The organism is Kocuria sabuli (assembly GCF_040981185.1).
Classification (GTDB): domain Bacteria; phylum Actinomycetota; class Actinomycetes; order Actinomycetales; family Micrococcaceae; genus Kocuria; species Kocuria sabuli.
The window spans coordinates 329,095-354,882 of record NZ_JAVHZE010000002.1 but is presented as its reverse complement, the minus strand read 5'-3'; the positions used below and the strand labels follow the sequence as shown (position 1 = coordinate 354,882).

The following is a 25,788-nucleotide window of genomic DNA, read 5'->3' as shown; positions in this document are numbered from 1 at the left end:
GCGGCCTCACAGCCCCCGGCCGAGGTTGTGCATCGCGTCCAGCAGCCGCTGCGGGCTCACCGCGCCGCTCGCGACGGCCAGCGCGCCCCACGCCCGCAGCTGCACCGGGTTGCGGCGCAGCGTGGTCCCGGCCCAGCGGACGGCCTCCCGCCGCCGGCCCAGCGCGGCGTGGGCGAAGGCCACCTGGCCCGTGATCTCCGCGGTGCCCTTCGCCGTGGTCTCGAACTCCGGGTACTTGCGCAGCAGGTAGGTCAGGGCCGCGGCGATGTTCTCCCACTTCTCGGAGAAGAAGGACGGGCGGTCCCAGCGCACGGTCAGCACCGTCTCGGGCACCGAGTGCACGGGGGCCTGCCGGGCCAGGCGCAGCAGCAGGTCGTAGTCCTCCCCGTAGGAGGAGGGCAGGTCCTCGTCGACCAGGCCCACGGCGCCGAACAGGTCGGCGCGGCGGCAGACCAGCGCGGAGGGGTGGATCTCGACCGTCCGGGAGACCAGGAGGTCCTCGAAGGTGGCCACGGCCGGCGGGACGCGCTCGACCGTGCGGGCGTGGGAGACGATGCGGATCCCGCCCGCGACGGCGGAGGCCTCCGGGTGCTCGGCCCAGAAGCCGACCTGCCGGGCCAGCTTGCCGGGCGCCCAGGCGTCGTCGTCGTCGCAGAAGGCGACGAGCTCGCCGGTCGCGGCGTGGATGCCGGTGTTGCGGGCCCCCGCCAGGCCGGGGGTGCGCGTGTTGGGCACGGTGCGCAGTACCACCCCGGCGGGGACCGCCACGTCCTCGAGCGGGTCGACCTCGATGCGGTCGAAGACCACGACGAGTTCCAGGGGCCCGGGGTAGTCCTGCTCCACGATGGCGCGGACCGCGTCGCGCAGCATCTGCGGGCGCCCGGCCGTGGCCACCAGCACGGAGACGGACGGGTGGGCGGTGGAGGCCGCGGTCGCGGCCGGGGCGAGGGCGTCAGCGGACATGGGAGGTGCTCCTGTCGTCTGAGGATGCGATGGGATCGGAGGAGACGGCGGGCCGGGCGCGCAGCCCGACGTACTTGCGCCGCATGGACACCGCGCTGATCGCGGCCAGGGCCGCCAGCAGGGCGGCATAGGCCGGGAGGAACACGGCGGGGAAGCCCCACAGGAGGAAGATCCAGCAGGTGACCCCGGCGTCGGTGGGCAGGTTGAGGAAGGAGCGCAGCGGGCCCCCGGTCGAGGGCCCGGCCACGCGGTCGCGCCGCCGCAGCTGCTCGGCCAGGATCTGGCTCATGAACTGCCCGGTCCCGACCAGCACGAACAGCGCCGGCAGCACGACCAGCAGGGCCGGTGCCGTGCCGTCCGGGCCCCCGTGCAGCAGCCAGGAGGCCATCGCGGCCAGGTGGATCGCCGGGGTGCGGACCGAGTCGACCACGTGGTCCAGCCACTCACCGGCCGGGGACCCCGTGCCGGTGAGCCGGGCCACCTGGCCGTCGGCGGAGTCCATGACGTAGCCGGCGGCCAGGAACACCGCCACCACCAGACCGGTGAGGGGCGTGGGCGGGGCCGCGACGAGCACGGCCAGGCCCGTGGCCGACAGCGCCGCGCTCACGCCGGTCACCCCGTTGGCGGTGAGCCCGTCCGCGGCCGCCCGGGCCGCCGCGAAGCGGGCGAGCGGGCGGTTGACCCACCGGGTGTAGGCCGGGACCCCCTGGCCGGGCTTCTGCGCGGCCCGCAGCCCGGCCAGGGCCTCCTGGTAGTCGGGGCGGTGCCGCGGTGCGGCGGTGGCGGTGCTCATCAGGCGTTCCCCTCCGTGCGGGGCGCCAGCTCGAGGTCGAAGGTGGCGTCGGTGGTGCTGGTCCAGTTGGAGTGCACCTCGGCGGCGATCACGTTCTTGCCGTTGCGCAGCAGCGACCCGGGGATCTGCACGACGACCGGCTCGGCCACCGCGGTGGCGGTCCGGCGCGCCGACGAGGCGAAGGTCCCGGACGTCAGCGCGCCGTCGGGAAGGTTGGAGCGGACCACCTCCTTGCCGTTGACGTAGACGGCCACGCCGTCGTCGGCCCTCGTGGTGAGCGTCAGCTCCACGAACTTCGAGGCGTCGGCCACGTCCACGGTCCGGCGGTAGTAGGTGGTCAGCGGGCGGGTGCCGTCGGCCACGAGCGTGGTCTTCACCGAGGCGTCGCCCCAGCCGAGCACGGCCGAGCCCTGCTTCCAGGCGGCGTCGTCGAAGGCCGTGCCGGACCAGCCGGCGGCCGGCGGATTGGCGCGGTCGTGGTGGTACCTCCACACCGCCCCCTGGGCGACCAGCGCGTCCGCGACGGCGGGCTCCTCGGCAGCAGGCTCCTCCGCCGGGGGCGCCGGCTGCGTGCCGGCGGTCACGACGGCGGAGAGGTCGAAGGTCGCGTCGGTGGTGCTGGCCCAGTTGGAGTGCACCTCGGCGGAGATCACGTTCTTGCCGCTCTTCAGCGCCGATCCGGGGACCTCGACGACGACCGGCTCGGCCACCGCGGTGGCGGTCCGGCGCGCCGACGAGGCGTAGGTCCCGGACGTCAGCTCGCCCTGGGGGAGGTTGGAGCGGACCACCTCCTTGCCGTTGACGTAGACGGCCACGGCGTCGTCGGCCCGGGTGGTGAGGGTCAGCTTCGCGACCTTCGAGGCGTCGGCCACGTCCACGGTCCGGCGGTAGTAGGTGGTCAGCGGGCGGGTGCCGTCGGCCACGAGCGTGGTCTTCACCGAGGCGTCGCCCCAGCCGAGCACGGCCGAGCCCTGCTTCCAGGCGGCGTCGTCGAAGGCCGTGCCGGACCAGCCGGCGGCCGGCGGATTGGCGCGGTCGTGGTGGTACTTCCACACGGCGCCCTCGGCGATCAGGGTGCTCGTCCCGGGCGCGGGCGCGGGCGCGGGCGCGGGCGCAGGCGCAGGCTCGGGCGCCGGTGCCGGTGCCGGTGCCGGTGCTGGCGCCGGAGCCGGTGCCGCGCCGGCCACGACCACCGGGGTGGAGGCGGAGACGTTGCCCGCACGGTCCGCGGCGCGCACGGCGTACCGGGCGCCGTCCACGTGCGGGACCTTCAGGGTCGTCCCCGTGGCGGTGCCGATGGGGCGGTCGTTGCGCAGCACCTGGTAGCTCACCCCCGTCTCGGGGGCCGCCGTCCAGGTGAGGGCGTCGGAGGCGCCGTCCAGGGCGACCTTCAGGCCCGTGGGCGAGGCCGGGGCCTTGGCGTCGCGCGGGGCGAAGCGGAGGAAGCCGCCGGACCACTGGGCGGCGCCGGTGGAGGAGATGCTGCGGTTGATGTCGCCGCCGGTCCACAGGACCCCGTTGCTGTCCATCAGCGCGGCCCAGACCCCCCAGCCGCCGAAGCCCTTGATCTCGGGGTTGAACCCGGGGACGTAGCGTCCGCTCCTGGCGTCCCAGGCACCGATGGCGTTGATCCGGTCCGCGACCGTGGTCGGCTGGGTCGCGAGCCGGGTCCACTTCGTGGCGCCGGCGTTGAACCAGTTGAAGCAGTGGCACGCGCCGTAGACGGTGTCGTCGGTCGAGGTGATCGCCTGGATGTCGCCCCCGGAGGTGGTGATGCCCGCGGAGGTGCGCCGGAAGGTGGAGCGGTCGAAGCCGAACATCGAGTGCTCGGCGCCGCCGGCCCAGACGGTGGCGCCCTGCTCGCGCACGGCGAGCTGGAACCCCTTCTCACCCGGGTTCGTGTAGTCGATGTCGATCGACGGCTCCCAGGTCCAGGGGTCCACGGCGGCTCCGGCGCTGGTGCGCACCGCGGCGAGGCGGAACGCGGAGGCGCCCCGGGACTGGTTGAAGTAGCCGGCCGCGTAGAGCCGGTCGCCCTGGGGCGAGGCGTCGACGCTCGTCACGGTGCCGTTGAACTCCGGGTTCCAGCCGGCGTCCGGGGTGCGCGTGGAGATCTTCACGCGGGCACCGCCGCGGGCGTAGAGACGGTTGGTCTCGGTGCCGCCGCTCACGTGGGTGAAGGCGCCGCCCAGGTAGAGCCAGTCGCCCTGCACGTCGAGGGCCCGGACCTGCAGGACGCCGTTGGTGAGCAGGTTCTCCACCTTGAGCTTCCAGGCGGTGTCCACCTTGCCGGTGGTCGCGTCGAGCACCACGAAGCCCGGGGTGCTGACGCCGTTGACGGTGCTGAAGCGCCCGCCCACCGCCAGCCGGTTGTTCGGCAGCTCCGCGAGGGCCTTGACCTGGCCGTCGAAGACCGGGCGGAAGTCGGTGCGCAGCTCACCGGTGTTGACGTCGAAGGCCGCGAGGTAGGACTGGGCCACGCGCCCGGTGCCGGCCTGGGTCCGCTGCATGGCCTTGAAGTTGCCGCCGGTGAAGACCGTGCTCCCGATCTGCTCGAGGGCCTGCACCTCGGTGTTCATCTCGCCGCTCTGCCCGTCGGCGCGCTCGACGGCGCCCCACTTGGTCGGCTGGGCCCCGCTCTCGGGCAGGGCCCGCTGGGCGATCGCGGCGGTCCCGGCGTCCGGGATGGCCTTGCCGTCGAAGGCCTGCTGGGTGACCTTGGGCCGCAGGTACATCTGGGTGAAGGGCATGGCGCCCTTGCCGCCCGTGGCCGGGGACCACAGGTAGGTGGTCGAGGTGTTGCTGCCGAGCACCTCGTCGCCGTAGCGGAAGCCCCGCTGCCAGCTGGTCTCGGCGACGTCCGCGAAGCGCACGCGGGCGGTGCCGGTGGTGCCGAAGTCGTTCGTGGTGCCGGTGGTCCCGGAGACCACGCTCGTGCCGTACCGCAACGAGTAGGAGGTCACCGGGGTGCGGGAGCCGAAGGCCCAGTTCCAGTACGGCTTGGCGGAGATCTTCATCCGCCCCTCCTGCCAGGTGGAGCCCTGGGCGTCCCGGGCCCGGCGCAGCCGGATCCCGTCCTCGAGGGAGTCCGGTCGCTGGCCGTTGAGCAGGTCGTCGACCAGCTCGGAGGACAGCTGCTTCGGCGCGAACGCCGCGGTGCCCGTGACCGTCGAGGAGACGTCCTTGGGCGTGCCCACGCCCTGGTAGTACTCCTTCCAGTCGCTGCGGCCGCGGCCCACCATGACCCAGCCGCCGCCGTCGGTCACCTGGTCGCAGTAGAACTGCTCGGGCGCGGTCATGGCCGGGGTGACCAGCCAGTACACGCCCGAGGCGGACGCCGGGTCCCTCTGCTTGATCTCCCAGCAGGAGGCCGCGGCCGTGGCCGCCGTCCTCCCGTCCACCGGGGGCGGCGTGGCCGCCCCCACCGGGGCGAAGCTCAGGAGCGTCGCGGTGACGGCCAGCACGGTGCCGATGCCCAGCGAGGCCTTGCCGCGGGCCGTGCGCGCGCGGCGCCGGGCCCGGTCCGCCGGGGGCGGGGTGTTCGTGTTTCCCATGGTCTGGTTCCTCAACAGGTTCGTGCGGACGGGTCAGCAGGTCGGGTCGCCGGGGAAGCCGTGCTGGACGACTTGCCAGGACTGGCCCGGGTGGCGGAAGAGGTCGTAGTTGTGCAGCGCGCGGCGGTCCTTCTGCGCGCCGCGCACCACGTTGCCGTCGCGGTCCACGACGGTGACCCGGGACGAGTCCAGGCAGACGGTCACGCGGACGGCCTCGCCGTCCTCGGCCGGCAGAGGGGCGGAGATCGGTTCGCCGACGACGACGGGCACCCCGCGCTGCTCCCAGCCCTGGTGCTCGAACTCGGTCAGGGACGCGACGACCTCCTGGAGCGCGGAGCCGTCGGCCGTCCTCTCGACGGCCGCGACCGCGGCGGGGTCCAGCTCGGTGGTCTCCTGCTCGGCCGCGGACTGCGGGTTCTCCCGGACCGGGGCGTCGGACGGCACGAAGGCCTCCTGGGCATCGAAGACGGCCGCGATCTGCTCGACCTGCGGCGCGTCGGTGGCCACGGGCTTCGCCGAGGGCAGGTCCGAGGCCAGGACGTCCAGCGGTGTCTCCAGCTCCACGGCGCGGTTGTCGTCCCGCGCGTCGCCGCTGCTCCCGTCGTCCGTGCCGTTCTTCCCACCGGCGTCCTTCTGCGGTGCGTTCTTCTGCTCGGCGGCTTTCTGCTCGGCGTCCTTCTTCCCCGAGTCCTTCGGCTCGGCGGCCTTCTGCTCGGCCTGGGCCGCCGCGGACGGGCTGCCGTCGGCCGCCGGCTCGTCGGTCGCCCCGGCGGTGCCGCAGGCGGTGAGCAGCCCGGCGAGCACGAGTCCGCCCAGGACGCCGCGCACGGTGTGGACGGTGGGACCTCGAGTGCTCGATGGGCACGACGGGTCAAGAATCATGTCAGTTCCCCCCAGATCTGAGCTCCGGCACGGATCGGCCGGTGCCGTGTGCGATCCTCCGCGGGCAGCGGGTCGAGGGACCCCCGCGGTGCTCCGGACGACCCCCCGCCCGGATTCATTGGATCGCATGGAGTCTAACCCCGGGATTCACTATCGGGAACGATCGTCGGTGTCCCCTTTTGTGACCCGCTCATTCAGATGCAAACGCGGATATCCCGGGAGTAGGGTGAGGCGATCACCGAGGTTCCCGGATGCAAAGACGGGGGGCTCGGACGGGAAGCGGGACGGCCGGCGCTCGGGGGAGCGCCTCGTCCGCGATGTGACGCAGGGGGGCGTGGTGGCGGGGGAGACAGCAGTGCCGGAACCGGCAGCGGTGCGCCGAGGAGGACGGGCGCAGCTGCCCGTGCGGCAGTTCGCGCACCTGGATGCGATGCGGGCCGCCGCGGTGATGCTCGTGGTGCTCGCCCATGCGGGACTGGAGCTGGTCCCGGGGGGCAGCGGGGTGACGATCTTCTTCGTCATCTCGGGCTTCATCATCACGCACCTGGTGCTCAAGGAGCACCGGCGCACCGGCGGCTTCGACATCGGCGGGTTCTACCGCCGGCGGGCCCTGAAGCTGGCGCCGCCGCTGCTGGTGGCCCTCGTGCTGCCCACCGCGCTCTACGCCTGGCTGGTGCGGCCGGTGGACCTCGGCGACGTCCTGGGCCAGGTCTTCTTCTTCTTCAACTGGCGCTACGTCGACTCGCAGGTGGACGTGCTGCCCGGCTCGATCGTGGTGTGGAGCCTGTCCATCGAGGAGCAGTTCTACGTGGCCTTCGCGCTGGTCTGGCTGCTGCTGGTGGGCCGCCGCCGCCCGGCCACTGCGCTGGCCGTGCTGGCCGGGATCGCCGCCGTCACCTCGGCGGCGGCGCGCCTGGTGCTGCACCTGGGCGGGGCGAGCGCGGACCGGATCTACTTCGGCACGGACACCCGGCTGGAGGCCATCGCGATCGGCGTGCTCGCCGCGCTGTGGTACGCCCGCACCACCCGGGAGGGCGCTCGCGCCCCGGCGTGGTGGGGCCGGGACCGGGTGCTGGTGCTGGCCCTGCTGCTGTACCTGGGCTCGCTGCTGATCCGCGACGAGCTGTTCCGCGAGACCGTGCGCTACTCGGTCCAGGCGCTCGCCGCCTGCCTGGTGGTGCTGTGGGGCCTGCACGGGCCCACCGGTGCCCTGGGCGCCCGTGCGCTGGCGGTGATGCGGTGGCGGCCGATCCAGCTGCTGGGCCTGGCCAGCTACAGCATCTACCTGCTGCACCTGGGCACCCGGCACCTGCTCACGGCGCTCGTGGGCGAGCTCCCCGGCCCGGGCGGTGTCGCGGTGCACGTGGTGCTGGGCACCGCCGCCGGCATCGCGTGCTGGTGGTTCGTGGAGGAGCCCGTGGCCCGCTGGCACCACCGCCGCCGGGGACGTGCGGCCGCACCCGCCGCGGCCGTGCTCGCCGGCCGGCCCGCGGTTCGGCCCGCGGGTCAGCCCGCCGGCTGAGCCGGCGGGAACCGGATCGGCGGGGGCCGGCACACAGTTTTCGCGCCGCGCACCGGGAGGGTGCGCGGCGGACAGTCCGACAGGGACTCCCGGCGGGGGCCGGGCGGTCCACCGGGCCGGGGCGCGGGACGTCCCGGCGAGCTACGAGGGGGAGTGAGCGAGATGAGCACCAACCAGTCCGCACCGAGGGTGGGATACGCGGCCGGGGCGTTCGACCTGTTCCACGTGGGACACCTGAACATCCTGCGCCAGGCGAGGCAGCACTGCGACCACCTGATCGCCGGGGTGGTCTCCGACGACCTGATCGAGATCACCAAGGGCCACCGTCCGGTGGTCTCGCTGCGGGAGCGGATGGAGATCGTCGAGCACATCCGCTACGTGGACCAGGTCCACGCCGAGGTGCTCCTGGACAAGCTGGACACGTGGCAGGAGCTGCGCTTCGACGTGTTCTTCAAGGGCGACGACTGGCGCGGCACCCCGAAGGGGGAGCGGCTCGAGCAGGAGTTCGCGGCGGTCGGGGTGGAGGTCGTGTACTTCCCGTACACGGTGCACACCTCCTCCACCAAGCTGCGCGCCGCCCTGGAGGTGCTCTCGCTGCCGGTTGCCTGACCGGTCAGCGACGCGCGTCGGGACGGGCGTCCGGCCCGGGCTCGGGGCCGGGTCCGCCCGTGGCCCACGGCGGCCGTGCGGTCGTCGAGCCCGCGCGCGACGACGACGCGCCCGGGGGCCCCTCCGGCAGCGGGCCCGGCTCCGGTTGCGGACGCGGTGCGGAACCGGCCCGGGACTCCGGCCCGCCGACCTGCGGGTACGCCGGGCCGGTGGTCTGCGGGTACGCCGGGCCGGCGCCGGCCTGCGGGCCGCGCACCGGACCCGCTCCGCGTCCGCCCCGGTGCGCCCGGGCACGGCGCGCGGCGTCCCAGGCCCACACCACGAGGGCCCCGACGCCGAGCAGCGCCACCAGCAGGGCGACCACGGGTCCCAGGTAGGGCACCGACCGCAGCAGCACGTAGACCAGCAGGCCGAGCGCCAGGGCCAGCACGCGCCTGCCGAAACCGGCCGGCGCGGGGTCCCGGAGCAGGAGCCCGCCGCCGGTGAGGCCGGCCACGACCGGGGCCACCAGGGCGATCGCCAGGACCAGGCCCAGCACGAGCACGACGTCGAGCACCACGCCGCCGGCCACGACCGCGGCGGCGAGTCCGCCGAGGGTGAGCAGACCCAGGGCGATGCCCAGCAGGATCGCGGTGAACAGGACCACGAGGACGGCCACGGCGGTCCCGGCGATCGCGAGCGCGCCCCACCCGAGGCTGAGCAGGGGGCGGGCCCGCAGCACGGAGGCCGCACCGGTCACGGCCCGGGGGATCACCCACAGGGCCAGCAGCCCGGCCAGCAGCAGCGTGACGAACCTCCGCAGGCCGTCCAGCAGCAGGGTGAGCGGCCCGGTGGGGCCGGCCGGCTCCACCTCGTCCACGGCGACCTGCTCGTAGCTGATCCTCCCGGCGACCTCGGCGCCCGGTGCGATCGAGGCCTCGGTGCCCGAGCGGTAGGAGAGGTCCCCGGCCAGGCGGGCTCCGTCCGTGAGCGTCAGCCCGGGCTCGACCTGCGGCACGGGGAACTCGGTGGCCGGTGCCCAGGCGGCCTGCATCTCGTCGCGGCTGCCGACCTCGGCCTCCACGTCCCCGCCGATCTCGCCGGCCAGGGCCAGTCCGCCCGCGCCGGCGGTCACGTCCCCGTCGATGCCGCCCGCCAGCAGGGCCTGGTAGGCGCCCAGGAGCACGTCCCCGCCGACCACGGTGCCGGGGCGGGTCTGCAGGCTGTAGCCGGCCGCGACGAGGTCCCCGGTCACCCGGGCCCGCTCGCCGAGGGAGAGCATCTGCCCGGCGATCCGGGCGTCGTCGCCCACGGTGCCCTCGATCACCACGGTCTGCGCGGCGGCCAGGAGGTCGCCCTCGACCGTGCCGTTGATCCGCACCTGGCCCGCGGCGACCACGAGGTCCCCGCGCACCGTGCCGTCGACGACGACCTCGCCCGCGGCCACGTACAGGTCGTCGTCGACGACCTCGCCCTCCGCGACCCGGACGCTGTCCTCGCCGCGCACCTCGGCGGCTCCGCCGGCCGGGGCGGCCAGCAGGAGGCCGGCGAGCGCGAGGGCCAGCGCGAGGGCCAGCCGCAGCAGGACCGTGCTGGGCGTGGTGCGGGGCAGGTTTCGGGGCTTCATGCCTTCGAGTGGACGCCCGGTGCGGTGGGGAGTCAAGCACTTTGCCCGCTGTGACGGTGGCGGCGGACGCCGGGGAGCGCGGGCCCTCCGACACATACCCGCAGGTAGGTGACGAGGGCGTCACGGTTGCCCGTCCCTCCTGGTCGGAGTCGAAAAGCCGGTCCTAGCCTGAGCCTGTCGCGCGGCTCGCGCGCGGCGGGTCCGACCGGGGGTGGGTCATGAAGAAGATCCGAGCAGGTGTCGTCACGGCGGCCGTGGTGCTGGTGGGACCGGTGCCCGCGGCACTGGCGCACGGCGGCGAGCAGCCGCCGGGGCCGCGGGTCGTCGCGGAGGGCCTGGACAATCCGCGGCAGCTGAACTGGGACCAGAAGCACAGGTCGCTGGTCGTGGCCGAGGCGGGCCGCGGCGGACCGGAGTGCGTCGACGCCCGATGCACGGGACCGACCGGTGCGGTCACGCTGATCGAGAACCCGTGGTACCGCACGCCCACGGTCTCGACACCGGTCGAGGGACTGCTGTCCGCGGCGGTGCCGGGTGGGGCCTTCGCGGAGGGGGCCGCGGGTGCTGACACCACGGACGTGGAGGGGCAGCACATCGTCGCGGGCTACGACCCGGCGCGGTTCGATCCCGCCGTGCCCACGGCGCGGGGCGGATCGTTGCTGGTGGCGGTCGCCGAGGCGTCGGACGTGACCTCCGTCCTCGCCTACGCGGACCTGCAGGCGGCCGAGGAGGAGCTGAACCCGGACGGCGCGCAGGTCGACTCCAACCCGTACGCCGTCCTGTACGTGGACGAGGACGACGAGACGTCGCCGGACGGCTACGCGCTCGTGGCCGACGCCGGAGCGAACACCGTCTGGAAGGTCGAGCCGGACTTCTCCACACAGACGGAGGAGGCCCCACCGGAGTACGAGGTCACCGCGTGGGCCACGTGGCCCACCACCGTCCTGCCCGACGGCACGGACGATCCCGGGGGACCGGCCGAGTTCGTGCCGACGTCAATCGCCGCCGACGAGCAGGGCAACGTCTACGTGGGTGGGCTGGGATCGATCCGGCCGGGTGAGGCTTCTGTGGTGAAGTTCTCCGCGGACGGCGTCGAGCTGGACCGGTGGGACGGCTTCACCGGGATCACCGGGGTGGCGGTCGACGACCACCACCTGTACGTCTCGCAGCTGTTCGGCCCGACCCCGCCCCTGCCTCCGGGGGAGACCCCGGCGGACGAGGCCCCGCCGGCCTCCGGCGAGGTGCCCGGCCAGGTGGTGGTCCTGCACCGGCACCACGAGGACGCCCAGCGGTGGGCGGTCGACGTCCCGCTGCCCGCGGGCCTGGCCGTCGGCCGGCACGGCAGCGTCTACGCCTCGGTGAACAGCGTGGCCCCGGCCGAGGGCATCGCGGCGGGACCGGAGAACCCGGTCGGCACGGCCGTCGGCGGCGGCGCGGTCTGGGAGCTGGACTTCTCGGACGCCTACCGCGTCGATCCGGTCGAGCCCGCGGAGGGGTAGGAGCGGGACGGCGGCGGCGGCGGGATCCTGGTCCTGCCGCCGCCGTCGTTGCGCTGGGCCGTCCGCGCCGGGGACGACCCCGGCGGGGAGCAGCGGCCCCGGCTGCGGGCTCGGCCCGCGGCGGTTCCGCTCCGAAACCGCCGACCCCGGCCGGGCGCGGTCGGGCGCGGTCGGGCTCGGCCGGCACCGGTCCCGCGCTGCCGGCCTAGACCAGGTCCTCGGACAGCTCGAGCCAGCGCAGCTCGAGCTCCTCGATCTCGTCCTGGACCGCGGTCAGCCGGGCGCCGATCCCGGCCAGGCCGGTGTAGTCGGACTGGTCGTGGGCGGCCATCTCCGCGTGGATGGACTCGACCTTCGCGGTGAGCTTCTCCAGCTTCCGCTCGATCGCGCCCACCTCCTTCTGCGCGGCGCGGGCCTGGGCCCCGGAGAGCCTGGTGCCGCCCTGCGCCGTCGTCCCGCCCGCCCCGTTCGAGGCGGCCCCCGTGGCCGCCAGCGGGTTCGAGGCGCTCGCGGACCCGGCGGCCGTGCCGGTGCGGGACTGCGAGGCGAGCTCCAGGTACTGCTCCACGCCCCGCGGCAGGTGCCGGAAGCGGCCGTCGATCACGGCGTACTGCTGGTCCGTGACCCGCTCCAGGAGGTAGCGGTCGTGGGAGACCACCAGGAGGGTGCCCGGCCAGGTGTCGAGCAGGTCCTCCATGGCCGTGAGCATGTCGGTGTCGAGGTCGTTGGACGGCTCGTCGAGGATCAGCACGTTGGGCTCGTCGAGCAGGATCATCAGCAGCTGCAGGCGCCGCTTCTGCCCGCCGGAGAGGTCCTTGACCGGGGTGGCCAGCTGCTCGTTGGTGAAGCCGAGCCGCTCCAGCAGCTGTCCCGGGGTCATCTCCTTGCCGTCGGCCAGGTAGCTGGTGCGCCTCGAGGCGACCACGTCCGAGACCCGGTCCTCCGCCACGTCCTCCAGCTCGGACAGCTGCTGGGTCAGGGTCGCGATCTTCACGGTCCTCCCGCGCTTGACCCGCCCGCTGGTGGGCTGCACCTCCCCGGTGACCAGGCCGAGCAGCGTGGACTTGCCCGCGCCGTTGACGCCCAGGATGCCGGTGCGCTCGCCGGGGGCGATCAGCCAGGTGACGTCCCGGAGCACCTCCCGCGGCCCGTCGTCCTCGGTGGGGTAGGAGACGGAGACCCTCTCGAGGTCCACCACGTCCTTGCCCAGCCGGGAGACCGCCAGCTGGGACAGGGCCACGGTGTCGCGCGGCGGCGGGACGTCGTCGATCAGCTGGTTCGCGGCCTCGATCCGGAACTTGGGCTTGGCCGTGCGGGCGGGCGCGCCGCGGCGCAGCCACGCCAGCTCCTTCTTCATGAGGTTCTGCCGCTTGGACTCCACGGTGGCGGCCTGCCGGTCCCGCTCCACCCGCTGCAGGACGTACGCCGCGTAGCCGCCCTCGAAGGGCTCCACCATCCGGTCGTGCACCTCCCAGGTGTCGGTGCACACGGCGTCCAGGAACCACCGGTCGTGGGTGACCACGGCCAGGCCACCCTGGTTCTTCGGCCAGCGGTTGTTGAGGTGGCGGGCCAGCCACGTGATGCCGTCGACGTCGAGGTGGTTGGTGGGCTCGTCCAGGAAGATGACGTCCCAGTCCCCGGCCAGCAGCGCGGCGAGCGCCACGCGGCGCTTCTGTCCGCCGGAGAGCTCGCCGGCCTTCGCGTCCCAGTCGAGGTCCTTGACCAGCCCTCCGAGCACGTCCCGGACCTTCGCGTCCCCGGCCCACTCGTGCTCCTCGCGGCCGCCGACGACGGCGTGGCCCACGGTCAGCTCCGGGTCCAGCACGTCGGCCTGGTCGAGCATGCCGACCCGCACGCCGGAGCGCACGGTGACGCGGCCCCCGTCCGGCTTCAGCCGCCCGGCGAGCAGCTTCATCAGCGTGGACTTGCCGTCGCCGTTGCGGCCCACGATGCCGATCCGGTCGCCCTCGTCGATGCCGAGGCTGACGGCGTCGAAGACCGTCTTGGTGGGGAATTCAAGATGCAGGTTCTCGCCGCCGAGTAGATGTGCCACCCGTCAAGGGTACTCGCGTGCCCGCCCCCGGGCTTCCGCCCGCCCTCCTGCGCCGCAGACTCCGTCCCCTGCCCGCCGAGTCCCCAGTCCTGTGGCGATTCCCCATCCCGGATCGTGGGGAACTGCCACGGAACTGGGGACTCGGCGCTGGTGGCGTGCGGATCGTGGGGACTCGGCGCTGAGGGCGTCCGGCAGGACCGGGGAGCACCGGTGTGCGAACAGAAAGTTTTCAGCCACGGCACACGTGCGGGTGAGAACATGGAGCCATGGAGCAGCAGAAGCCGAGGGAGCAGTCCTCCTCGCCCACCGTCCACCCGCTCGGGACCCGCCTGGACGGGATCACGGATCTGGAGACCGCCGTGCGGGTCGTGCGGAACCATCCCGGGCCGGTGGAGATCCCCGCGGGACCCGGTCAGCTGGCCGGGCGCCACCTTGGCACCGTGCCCCAGCGGCAGGTCGGCGAGGCCCTGCGCGGAGCGGGCGCCGCCCCCCTGATCCTGCGGGCCGACATCTCCATCGACGAGGACATCCCCGACGAGGGCGTCATCGCGGTCCTCGACGACCACCTCTCCCTGGCCGCCGGCGTGGGCGCCGAGTACCTCGTGGTGCCCGGGGCCGGCGTCGGCGGTCGTCGCCGCAGCGAGGACCGGATCTTCTCGATGCTCGCCGCGCTCGCGGAGGCGGCCTCGGACCACCAGGTGCACCTCCTGCTGGAGACCGAGGGGCCCACCGCGGACGAGGTCGAGCTGATCCAGTTCCTGGAGCGCGCCCGCGCGGACGGCACCCTGGACATGGACTCGCACTACCTGGCCTCCGTGGCCTGGAACGTCGCCGCGTCCACCGCGGCGGGGGAGGGCCCGGCCGCCGCGTTCGAGCGGATGCGGCCGCTGCTGGACCGGGCGCCCCTGATCGTGTGCGGGGTGGACGAGGAGACCGCGGAGGACCTCTTCGCGGCCGTTCCGGAGCTGCGGGAGGCCGCCGCGGCGGGCCGGATCCTGGTGGTCCTGGGGCGTGCGGGAGCGGCCGGCGCCTGACGGCCGGGTGGTAGGGTGGCTCCCTGTGCACGGTGTGCACCACTGCCGTTCCACGGCGGTGCTCCGCCTTGGTGTAATCGGCAGCACCCCGGCCTTTGGAGCCGCGGAGTCTAGGTTCGAGTCCTAGAGGCGGAACGTCCGCATCCCGCCCGACAGCCTGAGGGCTCAGGCCCGCACAACGGAACCGAGACGGACCCGGTGAGCTCACCGGAGCCTCTCGACGATCGACGACCGAGGAGCTGCATCCCGCCGTGAGCATCCCCCACATCCCCGCCACCGATCCGGGGGCGGCCGGCGGGCCTGCCGCCGTCATCGTCCTCGCCGCCGGCAAGGGCACCCGGATGAAGTCCAAGACCCCCAAGATCCTGCACCGGATCGGGGGTCGTTCCATGGTCGGGCACAGCCTCGTGGCAGCGCGCAGCCTGCACCCGCGCAGGCTGGCCGCCGTGGTGCGCTTCGAGCGGGACCTCGTGGCCCCCCACGTCCTCGAGCAGGACCCCGGGGCGCTGATCGTGGACCAGGACGAGTTGCCCGGCACGGGCCGCGCGGTGCAGGTGGCGGTGGAGGCGCTCGACGCCCAGGAGCGGCTGGCCGGCACCGTGGTGGTCACCTACGGCGACGTCCCCCTGCTGACCCCCGAGGTGCTGCGCCGGCTCGTGGCCCACCACGAGGAGCGGGGCAGCGCGGTGACCGTGCTGACCGCCGACCACGAGCGGCCCGGCGGCTACGGCCGCATCCTGCGGGACGCCGACGGCTCCTTCCGCGAGATCAAGGAGGCCAAGGACGCCACCGAGGCCGAGCTCGCGGTCACCGAGATCAACTCGGGCATCTTCGCCTTCGACGCCGACGTCCTGCGCGACGCCCTCGCGCAGGTCACCACGGACAACGCGCAGGGCGAGATGTACCTCACCGACGTCCCGCTGCTGGCCCGGGAGGCCGGCCACCCCGTGGACGCGCTGAAGATCGAGGACCGATGGGAGGTGGAGGGCGCCAACGACCGCGTGCAGCTGGCCCAGCTCGGCGCCCACCTCAACCGCCGCGTCCTCGAGGCGCACATGCGCAACGGCGTGACGATCGTGGACCCCGCCACCACCTGGATCGACGTGCAGGTGCGGATCGGCCCGGACGTCACGATCCTGCCGGGCACGCAGCTGCACGGCGGCACCCGGGTGGCCGAGGACGCCGTCGTCGGCCCGGACACCACGCTCACGGACGTGGAGGTCGGCCCCGGCGCGCACGTGGTGCGCACGCACGGCTCCGGCGCCGTGGTCGGGCCCCGCGCGGACGTCGGTCCGTTCGCATACCTGCGCCCCGGCACGGTCCTGGGCGCGGACGGCAAGATCGGCACGTTCGTGGAGACCAAGAACTCCCGGATCGGCGACGGCTCCAAGGTCCCGCACCTGACCTACGTGGGGGACGCCACCATCGGCGAGCACTCCAACATCGGCGCGGCCTCCGTGTTCGTCAACTACGACGGCGTGCACAAGCACCGCACCGTGATCGGCGACCACGTCCGGATGGGCTCCGACAACATGTACGTCGCCCCCGTCACCGTCGGGGACGGCGCCTACTCCGGGGCCGGCACCACGATCCGCAAGGACGTGCCGGCCGGGGCCCTCGCGCTCACCGAGGGCGCGCAGCGGATCGTGGAGAACTGGGTCGTCGAGCACCGCCAGGGCACGGCCGCGGCGGAGGCCGCGGCGCGGGCCCTGGGCAACGGCGCAGCGACCGCCGGGACCGCAGGGACCGCCGCAACCGCAGGGACCGCAGCGACCGCAGGGACCACCGAGCAGATCACCACCGGGCACACCACCGAGGAAAGCGAGCAAGAATGACGACCGCCATCACCAACGCAGGTGCGAAGCAGCTGGTCCTGGTCTCCGGGCGGGCGCACCCGGAGCTCGCGGAGCGCATCGCGTCGGAGCTCGGCACGGAGCTGGTCCCCACGGCCGCGTACGACTTCGCCAACGGCGAGACCTACGTGCGGTTCGGGGACTCGGTGCGAGGCACGGACGCCTTCCTCATCCAGTCCCACCCGGCCCCGATCAACCAGTGGATCATGGAGCAGCTGCTGATGATCGACTCCCTGAAGCGGGCCTCGGCGCGGTCCATCACCGTGGTCTCCCCGTTCTACCCCTACGCCCGGCAGGACAAGAAGCACCGCGGCCGCGAGCCCATCTCGGCCCGCCTGATCTCGGACCTGTACAAGACGGCCGGCGCGGACCGCCTCATGTCCGTGGACCTGCACACCGCGCAGATCCAGGGCTTCTTCGACGGCCCGGTCGACCACCTGATGGCCATCCCGCTGCTGGCGGACCACGTGCGCTCCGTCGTCGACGTCGACAACGTCACCGTGGTCTCCCCGGACACGGGCCGCGTGCGCGTGGCCGAGCAGTGGACGGAGCTGCTGGGCGGCTGCCCGCTGGCGTTCGTGCACAAGACCCGCGACATCACCCGGCCCAACCAGGCCGTGTCCAAGGAGGTCGTGGGTCAGATCGAGGGCCGCACCTGCGTGCTGATCGACGACATGATCGACACCGGCGGGACGATCACCGGCGCGGTCAAGGTGCTGCGCGAGAAGGGCGCCAAGGACGTCATCATCGCCGCGACCCACGCCGTGTTCTCCGACCCGGCCGTGGAGCGGCTGTCCTCCTGCGGGGCCCTCGAGGTCGTCGTCACGGACACCCTGCCGGTTCCCCCGGAGCACCAGTTCGAGAACCTCACGGTCCTGTCGATCGCCCCGCTCATCGCCCGGGCCATCCAGGAGGTCTTCGAGGACGGCTCGGTGACGAGCCTGTTCGACGGCCGCTCCTGACCCGCCGCCGGACCGACGGCGACGCAGCCCCTCGCCCTCCGGCGAGGGGCTGCGTCGCCGCCGCGGCCGCCGCACCCACCGTGCCGAAGGGGACAGCCCGCACACCATGACCCGTCACCGACCCCGTTCCCGACGGCGCCTCCTGCCGCCGCTGCTGCTGTGCTCCGCGGCGGCCCTCGCCCTCACCGGCTGCGGTCCGGATCCGGACGAGCCCTGGTCCGGGCCCTACGTCAACGCCACGGCCTATCCGTACTTCGACTTCGGCACCGAGGCCGCCGGGCAGTCGCACACGGTGCTGGGCTTCGTGGTCGCCGACCCGGAGGAGCCCTGCACGCCCTCGTGGGGCGGCTACTACGGGCTGGACGAGGCGGAGACGACGCTGCGGATGGAGGAGCAGATCGCCGCGCTGCGCGAGAGCGGCGGCGACGTGGTGGTCTCCTTCGGCGGCGCCGCCGGGTCCGAGCTCGCCACCGCGTGCTCGGACCCGGACGCCCTGTTCGAGGCCTACCGGACGGTCCTCGACCGGTACGAGGTCTCGGTCGTGGACTTCGACATCGAGTACGACGACCTCGAGGACCGGGACGCCAACCGGCGCCGGGCCGAGGTCCTGGAGCGGCTGCAGGAGGAACGGGACGAACCCCTGGAGACGTGGGTGACCCTGCCGGTGGCCCCGCACGGGCTGGGCCAGGACTCGGTGGAGGTCGTGGCCCAGCTGCTCGCCGCCGGGGCGGACCTCGCCGGGGTGAACCTCATGACCATGAACTACAGCGAGAGCAGGCCGGCGGGGCAGTCCATGGCGGCGGCCTCGGAGGAGGCGGCCCGCTCGGCGCACGGCCAGCTCACGGCCCTGTGGGACGCGGCGGGCCAGGACCTCTCCGAGGAGCAGGTCTGGAACCGGATCGGCCTGACCCCGATGATCGGCGTCAACGACGTCGCCGGGGAGGTCGTGGACCCGGCGGCGGCCGGGGAGCTCAACGACTTCGCCCGCGAGCAGCGGCTGGGCCGGCTCTCCTTCTGGTCGCTGAACCGGGACCGGCCCTGCACCGCGGAGCACGGCGATCCCGCCGAGGCCAACGACTTCTGCAGCGGTCTCGAGGAGGAGCCCGGGGAGTTCACCCGGGTCCTGAGCCGGGGCCTCGAGGACTGAGCGGCGCCGCCTCCCGCACCGAGCGCGGGTAGAACCACGACCGGCCGGGCAGGTCCGTGGCCCGCGGGCCGGCCGGGGCGGGGCGCACCGGCCACCGCCGCGGGCGGCGTCCGGCGGCGAGGTCCTCCGCCCAGCCCACGGCCAGCACGACGACGGCGAGCAGCGGCCAGACCAGCACGAACGTCAGCCACGGGCTCGCCAGCAGCTCCGGCACGGCCGTGGCCAGGACGTCACTGCGCCACAGCACGTCGACGAGGACCACGGCGCCGACCAGCAGCAGGTTGTGCCACAGGTAGACGGTCATCGCCCGGGAGTTCAGCAGGGTCACGGCCCCGTCCAGGAACCGCAGCGGCCGCGGCAGCTCCTGCCAGACCGGGGAGATCCGCAGCAGCACGGCGCAGAACCCGAACGACCACAGGGCCTGGGCGAGCGGGATCCCGTTGAGGTCCCACCCCGTCTCCCCGCGGTGGCCGGCGGCCCACCACAGCCCCAGCCCCATGACCGCGGGACCGGCCGCGAGGACGGCCCCGCGGGGGACGCGGCGCAGCAGCCCGCCCTGGTGGGCGAAGCCCAGGATCCAGCAGGACCCGTAGGTCGCGACGTCCGTCACCGGGGCCCCGGCCCACGAGGGGAGCGGCACCAGCCCGAGGGCGAGCAGCCCGCTGAGGGCCAGCGGGGCCAGCAGCACCGGCCAGGGGCGCGACCGGAACGCCCGGAGCAGCACGGGGGAGAGCAGCATGAACCAGAAGTACGTCCGGACGTACCAGAGGATCTCCCCGGCCTGCACCGGCCACGTCGGGTCCACCACGGCGCCCGTCCCGATGCTCTCCGGGAACACCGGGTCACCCACCGGCAGGAACCACAGCAGCACCTGTGCCCAGGAGCCGCCGGCCCCGGGACTCCAGCCCTGCCCCACGAGCAGCACCAGCACCGTGGCGGCGTAGACCCACAGCGGCACCAGCACCCGGCGGGCGCGGGAGCGCAGCACCGCGGCGGCCGGCCGGCGCAGGGACCGCGCCATCAGGGCCCCGGCCAGGGCGAACATGACGCCCATCGCGGGGAACACGAGGCTGAAGACGGCGCCCGCGAACGTGTGGTAGGCGACCACGCGCACCAGCGCGGTCGCCCGCAGCAGGTCGAGGTACCGGTCCCGGCCGGGCTCAGACCCGCTCAACCCGGTCGCCCTCCTGCCACGGGGCCGCGCGGTCGGCGGGCCGGGCCGGGGCGGCGAGGTCGATCACGGTGTTGGTGCGCTCGGGCTTGTACCAGCCGATCATCCTGCCCCTGAGCGCCTGGAGGAGCGAGGCGTAGAGCAGGTAGGCGCGCAGGGGCTCGTAGATGATCCGGTAGACGGGCACGATGAGCAGGTGGGTCCAGGACTCGCCGACCATGCGCACGGCGAGCACGCAGATGACGGCGTGGATGGTGAGCACGAACGCGGCGAACCACGCGATGGGGGCCCAGTTGCCGGCGGCGAGGTTGAGCGCGGCCATGAGCACGGTCAGCGGCAGGAACACCAGCGGGATCACGGTGGCGAGCATGGTGTAGGGCATGGCGACCATCCCGAGGAACCCGTGGCGGGGGCGGAAGAGCATTCCGGCGTGCTTCCACAGGGCCTGGAGGTTGCCGTAGGTCCAGCGCAGGCGCTGCTTGGCCAGGCCGGCGACGGTCATGGGGGCCTCGGTCCAGGCCACCGCCTGGTTCTCCTGGACCACGGCCCAGCCGAGCTTCTGCAGGGTCATGGTCAGGTCGGCGTCCTCGGCCAGGGTGTCGTGGGAGTAGCCGCCGGCCTGCTGGAGGGCCTCCCGGCGCCAGGCCGCGCAGGCGCCGGGGACGATGGAGATCGCCCCGGCCACGCCTTCGGCCACCCGGGTCACGCAGATCCCGGAGATGTACTCCAGGGACTGCCACATGGTGAGGATCCCGGTGCGGTTGCCGACCTTCACGTGCCCGGCCACCGCGCCGACGGGGCGGGTGCCGGCGGTGTCGTAGAAGTGGCGGGCGAGCATGCTGATGGTGCGGGGTTCGAAGAGAGTGTCCCCGTCGAGGGTCACGACGATCTCCCCGGTGGCGGCCATGATGGCGTGGTTGGAGGCCACGGACTTGCCGGCGTTGGGCTGGGTGATGACCTTCAGGGCCGGCCAGGTGGCGGCGATGTCCTCCATGATGGCCAGGGTGTCGTCGGTGGAGCCGTCGTCGACGGCGATGACCTCCAGGTGGGGGTAGTCGCTGGTCCGCAGGGCGGCCAGGGTGCGGGCCACCACGGGTGCTTCGTTGAACACCGGCAGGATCACCGAGACCAGGGGCAGGTCCTGCTCGGCGACCTTCCGCCACACCCGGTGCTTCTGGCGGCGGTGGCCGATCAGGGCGAGGACCACGTAGAGGGCCGACATCAGGGTCAGGGAGCCGATGCCGAACCAGAACAGCCAGGTCATCACCACGTCCGGGGCCACCGTCACCCCCGCGACGGCCAGGGCGGTCACGTCGTCGGCCAGGACCGGGTCGGTGTCGGCCACCGACCGGTACTTCTCCGGGACGACGGGCGCGAGGGTGGAAAACGAGTAGCCGTCGGCCTTGGCCTGGCGGATGAGCTCCTTCAGGGCGGCGACGGTGGCGGTGCGGTCCCCGCCGCCGTCGTGCATCAGCACGATGTGCCCCGCCCCGTCCAGCTCGGGCAGCCGCACGGCCTCACCCGGTGCCGCGGCCCAGTCCTGGGTGTCGAGGTCGAAGTCCACGTGCAGGTAGCCCAGCTGCTGGGCCTCCAGGATGGGCAGGGGCTTGTTGTCGGGGTCCCCGGTGGGCAGGCGGAACAGGCGGGTCGCGTAGTTGCCGACCGAGCGCATGGCCCGGTCGGTGCCGATCAGCTCCTCGCGGCTGCGCAGCGCGTCGTCCCACACCGTCGTGTGGGTCATGGTGTGGTTGCCCACCATGTGCCCCTCGCGGATGCTCCGGCGGAACAGCTCGGGCTGGGCGACGACGTTGGTGCCGATGTTGAAGAACGTCGCCGGCACGCCCTCGGCGGAGAGCACGTCGAGGATCTCGGGCGTGAAGGTCGCGTCGGGGCCGTCGTCGAAGGTCAGCACGAGCTGCTTCTCCGGGAGCTCCCCGAAGCGTTCCATCACGTAGGGGCTGTCCCCGACGGTCGCGGCCTCCTCCTCGGTCAGCGTCCGGAAGACCTCGTCGCTGAACGGGTCCGTGAGCACCGTCCCGCCGTTCCGCTCGCCGACCAGGGCGATCCGGCTGAACGGGTGCGACGAGTCGCCCAGCAGCGGGATGTTCTCCGGATCGCCGGTCGCGAGGAGCTCCCGGGGGTAGCTCGCCTCCTGGTGCAGCGGCTGCTCCCAGGTCTGGGCGAGGGCCTGCGGCACGAGCCAGGCGATCGACCCCGCGGCCAGGACCACGAGGACGACGACCGTGGCGAGGATGCGGTACCAGCGCTTGCCCGTGGGGTCGAAGAACACCGGCGGCGCCACGGTGCTGCCGGTCCGCTCCGCCCCGCGGCGGCGCGGAAGTCGTCGTTCGGAAAAGGCGTCGGCCACAGCATGCTCGTTCCCCCAGGCGGCGGTCCGTCCCCCCGACGGACCGGTCGACCCCTCCCCCCGGACGGGCCGACGGAGTCAGCGTGCCAGTCGCACGACCTCCGGTCACAACCGCAAATACACCCTGTCGCAGTTGTCTTTGCATACCTACACATACATGTGCGGATGAAAACCCACAGGATCGCAAGGACAAGTGGTTACGGATGGGTACTTAATCTTCGCGAACGTCCGCACGGTGGGGGACGAGGCCGACCTCGGCCGTCCCCCGATCTGTGGACGAAAAAAGTTCGCGGGCCCTCGCAGGAGGAGCTCGTCGGAAGCCCGCGGATCGTCGAAAGTGAGCGGGGCCACGGCCGGGTCCGGATGTTCCGCAGCATCTCCTTCCCCGCAGGGGGGACAGCGTCGCTGCGGACCGGTCGGGCGCACCGGCCAGGGGCGCCGAAGGGACAGCCGCCGGGGGAGAAGGAAGTGGCCCTTGCCGGGGAGGGGCACTCGGCGAGGGGCGGACAAGCGGCAGGCCCGGCCGGGGTGCTCCGGCCGGGCCTGCCGGGGTGGTGACGGGCGGTCCCGGCAGGGACGGGTCAGCGGGTGACCCAGGTCCGCTTCGTGGTCGAGGACCAGTGCACGGTGTAGCCGTTGGAGAACCGCTGGCGCACCTCGGAGCCGTAGCGGTACTCGTCCGTGGCGGGGTAGCCGTAGCCGCGCTCGTAGCCGGTGGCCTTCCACTTCTGCCCGATGGCGCTGTTCTCCTTGACCACCTTCGCCCCGGTGCGGGGGCTCCAGTAGATCTTGTGCACGCTCGCCCCGCTGCGGAACACCTGGTAGGCGCCGCCGCCCACCAGACCGCCGCGCTCCTGCGTGGCGGGGTAGCCGTAGCCGCGCTCGTAGCCGGCGGCCTTCCACTTGCGCCCGATGGCGCCGTCGAAGCGCACGGGCCAGGCGCCCGTGGACGGACTCCAGTAGAACGTGGTGCTCCTGGCGAAGCTCTGCAGGGCGCCGCCGCCCACCAGTCCGACGCGCTCGTGGGCGATCGGCTCGCCGAAGGCGGCGGCTCCGCCCAGGGCGCGGTACTGGGTGCCGATGGCGCCCCGGACCGGGTAGCCCGACGACGTGATCGGGGCCGTGGTCGGAGCTGTGGTCGGGGCCTTGGTGGGTGCCGTGGTCGGGGCCTTGGTCGGTGCCGTCGTGGGAGTGGCGACGGGGGCGCTGCCCACGGCGCTGCGGGCGTCCGCGGGGGCCTGACCGGCGGCGTAGCCGTAGGACGCCACGGTGCCCACGAGCCGCCACCCCTGCTTGTTCCCGGTCAGGGACCCGTCCACGTAGGTCAGGCCGATGCCGATGACGCTCATCTTCGGGTCGGTGAGCACCTTGTTGTGGGCGGTGGAGCCCTTCCACCAGGTCATGAGGTCGGTGACGGAGCCCTGCCAGGAGACCGCGTGGATCTCGCCGGCGGCGTTCCAGGCCCCGGCCCGGGGGTCCTTGAGGAAGGTGTCCGTGTGGTCGATGACCTCCTGGCGGGTCAGGCGGTCGGACTCGCCCTGGGCGATGCCCGAGACCGTGGCCGAGTGCTTCACCGGTGCGAGGCCCTTGGTCCTGCGGTGGGCGTTGATCAGGTCCAGCAGCTTCTGGGCGTCCGCCGCCCGGGTGGCGGGGGAGACCGTGACGATGTCCGAAGCCGCTGCGGCGGCGGGGGCCGCCGCGAGGATCCCGGTGGCGGGGACCGCCAGGGTGAGGGCGGCCGCGGTCAGGGCCAGGCGGCCCGGGGTGCGGGTGGGCGTCGCGGCACGGTGCTTGGCGTGGCTCATCGGGTCACCCAGGTCCTCTTCGTCACGGTGGAGTAGTGCACGGTGAAGTTCTTCGAGAACCGCTGCCGGATCTCGGTGCCGGAGCGGTACTCGCCGGTGGTGGGGTAGCCGTAGCCGCGCTCCTCGCCGGCGGCCGTCCACTCCCGGCCGATCGCGCTGTTCTCCTTGATCGGGTGGGTGCCGGAGGCGGGGCTCCAGAGGATCTTGTAGGTGTCGCCGCCGTTGCGGAACACCTGGTAGCTGCCGCCGTTGACCAGCCCGCGGACCTCGTCCGTGGCCGGGTAGCCGTAGCCGCGCTCGTGGCCGCCGCGCTTCCAGACGCCGCCGATCCCGCTGTTCTCCTTGACCACGTGGGTGCCCGTGGCCGAGCTCCACAGCATCTTGTTCACGGCGCCGCCGTTGTGGAAGACCTGGTAGGCGCCGCCGCCGGCGAGGCCGACGACCTCTCGGGAGGCGGGGTAGCCGAAGCCGTTCTCCCAGCGGTGGGCCGCGAACTTGCGGCCGATGGCACCGTTGAAGTTCACGGGCCAGGCGCCGGTGGAGGCGGTCCAGTAGAACGTGTGCTTCTTGGAGAACCCCTGGAGGACGCCGCCGCCCACCAGCCCGCCGCGCTCGTTCGCGATCGGGGTGCCGAAGACCGAGGAGCCGCCGAGGGCCTGGTACTGCCTGCCGATCGCGCCCTTCACGGAGTACCCGGCCGGCTGGACCTGGGTGGGGGCGGGCGCGGGGGTCCCGGCCGGGGCCCGGCCGCCGAGCGGCTTGTAGTAGCGGTTGGTCACGAGGTCCCGCAGCTGGGCCGCGGTCCCGCGGTAGACGTTGGCGTCGATCTGCTCGGCGAAGCCGGCGTCGGTGTACTGCCAGAAGTCGTAGGTGGACCAGGCGCTGGGCACCCTGGGGGCCGCGGTCCCGTAGGCGGCGATGTGCATGGGGTGGTCGTTGAACGCGCTGGAGTTGCCCGTGCAGTCCTGCCACCAGTAGTAGTTCGTGTAGATCGCCGGCAGGCGCCCGGTGCGGGCCTTGTACCGGTTCGAGAAGTCCCGGATCCAGCTGACCATCTCGGCCTGGCTGAAGTTGTAGCAGTGGTTGCCGTACAGCGAGGGGTACGGGTTGTCCTCCATGTCGAGGAGGCCGGGCAGGGTCCTGCCGTCCGCGGACCAGCCGCCGCCGTTGTTGATGAAGTAGTCGGCCTGGGTCGCTCCGGAGGAGCCCCGGGTGGGGATCGCGAAGTGGTACCCGCCGCGGTACATCCCGACGGCGTCGGCCCCGGCGTACTGCTGGGTGAACAGCCGGTTCGTGATGCTGTCCCCCTCGGAGGACTTCACGTAGGCGTAGCGGGAGCCCTGGTTCCACAGGCTGCTCCAGTTCAGGGAGGTCTGCCAGTTGGAGACGTCCGTGCCCTTGATGCCGGCCGGCGCCCACGCGGCGGCGGCACCCAGCGGATCGGCCGACGCAGCCCCGCCGACGGCCTCCTCCGCGCCGGACCCACCGGACCGGGCGGACCCGCCGTCGAGCTCTGCGGCGGTGCGGGCGGAGTTCGCGGCCAGCTGCTCGAAGTGGGTCTCGGACTTGGCCCACTGGCCCAGCACGGCGCCGCCGGACGCGCTGTCCGCGGCGGGCCGGGTGCCGGCGAGCGCCGGGTCGGGGAGGATGCTCTCTCCCGAGGCCGCGTCCACGAGGGTGGAGACGACCTCGCCGTCGGACTGCACGACCTTGGAGACCAGGTTGCCCTGCCGTTCGGCCGAGAGGGTGGTGGGGGCGGCCTCCTCCACGGCCGCGGTGGGGGTCAGTGTGGTGATGGCCAGCACCGCTGCCGTGAGGGCAGCGGGCAGCGTCAGTCGGGGGGGGTGCTTTCACGCTGGAACGCCTAACTCGCATGGATCGTTGGGGGGAACGACTCGCATGGGCCATGGGGATGGGGGGAAGATCCTCTGGAGCCACGTCGAGTATAAAGGCGCATTTGCATAAAT

17 protein-coding genes and 1 tRNA gene are annotated in these 25,788 nt (G+C 73.3%); 8 read left to right on the top strand and 10 right to left on the bottom strand.

The window, feature by feature from the left end:
- Positions 1 to 6: 6 nt before the first annotated feature.
- The 4 genes from RE027_RS03715 to RE027_RS03700 are packed head-to-tail and all read right to left on the bottom strand — an operon-like array spanning position 7 to position 6,138.
- Positions 7 to 963, bottom strand: coding sequence for a glycosyltransferase family 2 protein (locus tag RE027_RS03715; protein ID WP_368806892.1), 957 nt, complete (start codon positions 961 to 963; stop codon positions 7 to 9).
- Positions 953 to 1,756 (bottom strand): CDP-alcohol phosphatidyltransferase family protein, encoded by an 804-nt coding sequence (locus RE027_RS03710; RefSeq protein ID WP_368806891.1) that lies wholly within the window; start codon positions 1,754 to 1,756, stop codon positions 953 to 955. Before RE027_RS03710 ends, RE027_RS03715 begins: the two co-directional genes overlap by 11 nt.
- Positions 1,756 to 5,310 (bottom strand): fibrinogen-like YCDxxxxGGGW domain-containing protein, encoded by a 3,555-nt coding sequence (locus tag RE027_RS03705; RefSeq protein WP_368806890.1) that lies wholly within the window; start codon positions 5,308 to 5,310, stop codon positions 1,756 to 1,758. Before RE027_RS03705 ends, RE027_RS03710 begins: the two co-directional genes overlap by 1 nt.
- A 33-nt stretch (positions 5,311 to 5,343) precedes the next feature.
- A complete protein-coding gene (locus RE027_RS03700) occupies positions 5,344 to 6,138 on the bottom strand; it encodes a hypothetical protein (protein ID WP_368806889.1) in 795 nt (264 codons plus the stop codon).
- A gap of 409 nt (positions 6,139 to 6,547) precedes the next feature.
- Here RE027_RS03700 and RE027_RS03695 point away from each other — a divergent pair, with 409 nt between their 5' ends.
- On the top strand, positions 6,548 to 7,714 hold the full coding sequence (locus RE027_RS03695) for an acyltransferase family protein (protein ID WP_368806888.1): 1,167 nt from the start codon (positions 6,548 to 6,550) through the stop codon (positions 7,712 to 7,714).
- A 162-nt stretch (positions 7,715 to 7,876) separates the two neighbouring features.
- Positions 7,877 to 8,323, top strand: a complete 447-nt coding sequence (locus tag RE027_RS03690; protein ID WP_368806887.1) for an FAD synthase family protein — start codon at positions 7,877 to 7,879, stop codon at positions 8,321 to 8,323.
- A 4-nt stretch (positions 8,324 to 8,327) separates the two neighbouring features.
- On the opposite strand, the gene RE027_RS03685 is transcribed toward RE027_RS03690, so the two are convergent.
- Positions 8,328 to 9,929, bottom strand: a complete 1,602-nt coding sequence (locus tag RE027_RS03685) for a bactofilin family protein (RefSeq protein WP_368806886.1) — start codon at positions 9,927 to 9,929, stop codon at positions 8,328 to 8,330.
- A gap of 218 nt (positions 9,930 to 10,147) precedes the next feature.
- Between RE027_RS03685 and RE027_RS03680 the strand changes: the two genes are divergently transcribed.
- Positions 10,148 to 11,428 carry a ScyD/ScyE family protein gene (locus RE027_RS03680; protein WP_368806885.1) on the top strand — a complete coding sequence of 427 codons (1,281 nt, stop codon included), beginning with the start codon at positions 10,148 to 10,150 and terminating at the stop codon, positions 11,426 to 11,428.
- 205 nt (positions 11,429 to 11,633) lie between these two features.
- On the opposite strand, the gene RE027_RS03675 is transcribed toward RE027_RS03680, so the two are convergent.
- Positions 11,634 to 13,481 carry an ABC-F family ATP-binding cassette domain-containing protein gene (locus RE027_RS03675; protein ID WP_368806884.1) on the bottom strand — a complete coding sequence of 616 codons (1,848 nt, stop codon included), beginning with the start codon at positions 13,479 to 13,481 and terminating at the stop codon, positions 11,634 to 11,636.
- Between the two features lie 266 nt (positions 13,482 to 13,747).
- Here RE027_RS03675 and RE027_RS03670 point away from each other — a divergent pair, with 266 nt between their 5' ends.
- From RE027_RS03670 to RE027_RS03650, 5 genes are all read left to right on the top strand, one after another.
- Positions 13,748 to 14,515, top strand: a complete 768-nt coding sequence (locus RE027_RS03670) for a hypothetical protein (RefSeq protein ID WP_368806883.1) — start codon at positions 13,748 to 13,750, stop codon at positions 14,513 to 14,515.
- Between the two features lie 62 nt (positions 14,516 to 14,577).
- Positions 14,578 to 14,650, top strand: a tRNA-Gln gene (locus RE027_RS03665).
- A gap of 206 nt (positions 14,651 to 14,856) precedes the next feature.
- On the top strand, positions 14,857 to 16,350 hold the full coding sequence (glmU, locus tag RE027_RS03660) for a bifunctional UDP-N-acetylglucosamine diphosphorylase/glucosamine-1-phosphate N-acetyltransferase GlmU (RefSeq protein WP_438612412.1): 1,494 nt from the start codon (positions 14,857 to 14,859) through the stop codon (positions 16,348 to 16,350).
- On the top strand, positions 16,347 to 17,330 hold the full coding sequence (locus RE027_RS03655; protein WP_368806881.1) for a ribose-phosphate diphosphokinase: 984 nt from the start codon (positions 16,347 to 16,349) through the stop codon (positions 17,328 to 17,330). The genes glmU and RE027_RS03655 overlap by 4 nt, the downstream gene beginning before the upstream one ends.
- 106 nt (positions 17,331 to 17,436) lie before the next feature.
- Positions 17,437 to 18,477, top strand: coding sequence for a chitinase (locus RE027_RS03650; RefSeq protein WP_368806880.1), 1,041 nt, complete (start codon positions 17,437 to 17,439; stop codon positions 18,475 to 18,477).
- On the opposite strand, the gene RE027_RS03645 is transcribed toward RE027_RS03650, so the two are convergent.
- From RE027_RS03645 to RE027_RS03630, 4 genes are all read right to left on the bottom strand, one after another.
- The gene (locus tag RE027_RS03645; protein ID WP_368806879.1) at positions 18,443 to 19,651 is read right to left on the bottom strand and encodes an acyltransferase family protein; all 1,209 of its coding nucleotides are present in this window, start codon (positions 19,649 to 19,651) and stop codon (positions 18,443 to 18,445) included. The genes RE027_RS03650 and RE027_RS03645 overlap by 35 nt on opposite strands.
- Positions 19,638 to 22,016 (bottom strand): bifunctional polysaccharide deacetylase/glycosyltransferase family 2 protein, encoded by a 2,379-nt coding sequence (locus tag RE027_RS03640; RefSeq protein ID WP_368806878.1) that lies wholly within the window; start codon positions 22,014 to 22,016, stop codon positions 19,638 to 19,640. The genes RE027_RS03645 and RE027_RS03640 overlap by 14 nt, the downstream gene beginning before the upstream one ends.
- A gap of 581 nt (positions 22,017 to 22,597) precedes the next feature.
- The gene (locus RE027_RS03635) at positions 22,598 to 23,821 is read right to left on the bottom strand and encodes a CAP domain-containing protein (protein ID WP_368806877.1); all 1,224 of its coding nucleotides are present in this window, start codon (positions 23,819 to 23,821) and stop codon (positions 22,598 to 22,600) included.
- A complete protein-coding gene (locus RE027_RS03630) occupies positions 23,818 to 25,626 on the bottom strand; it encodes a GH25 family lysozyme (RefSeq protein ID WP_368806876.1) in 1,809 nt (602 codons plus the stop codon). The genes RE027_RS03635 and RE027_RS03630 overlap by 4 nt, the downstream gene beginning before the upstream one ends.
- Positions 25,627 to 25,788 lie beyond the last annotated feature (162 nt).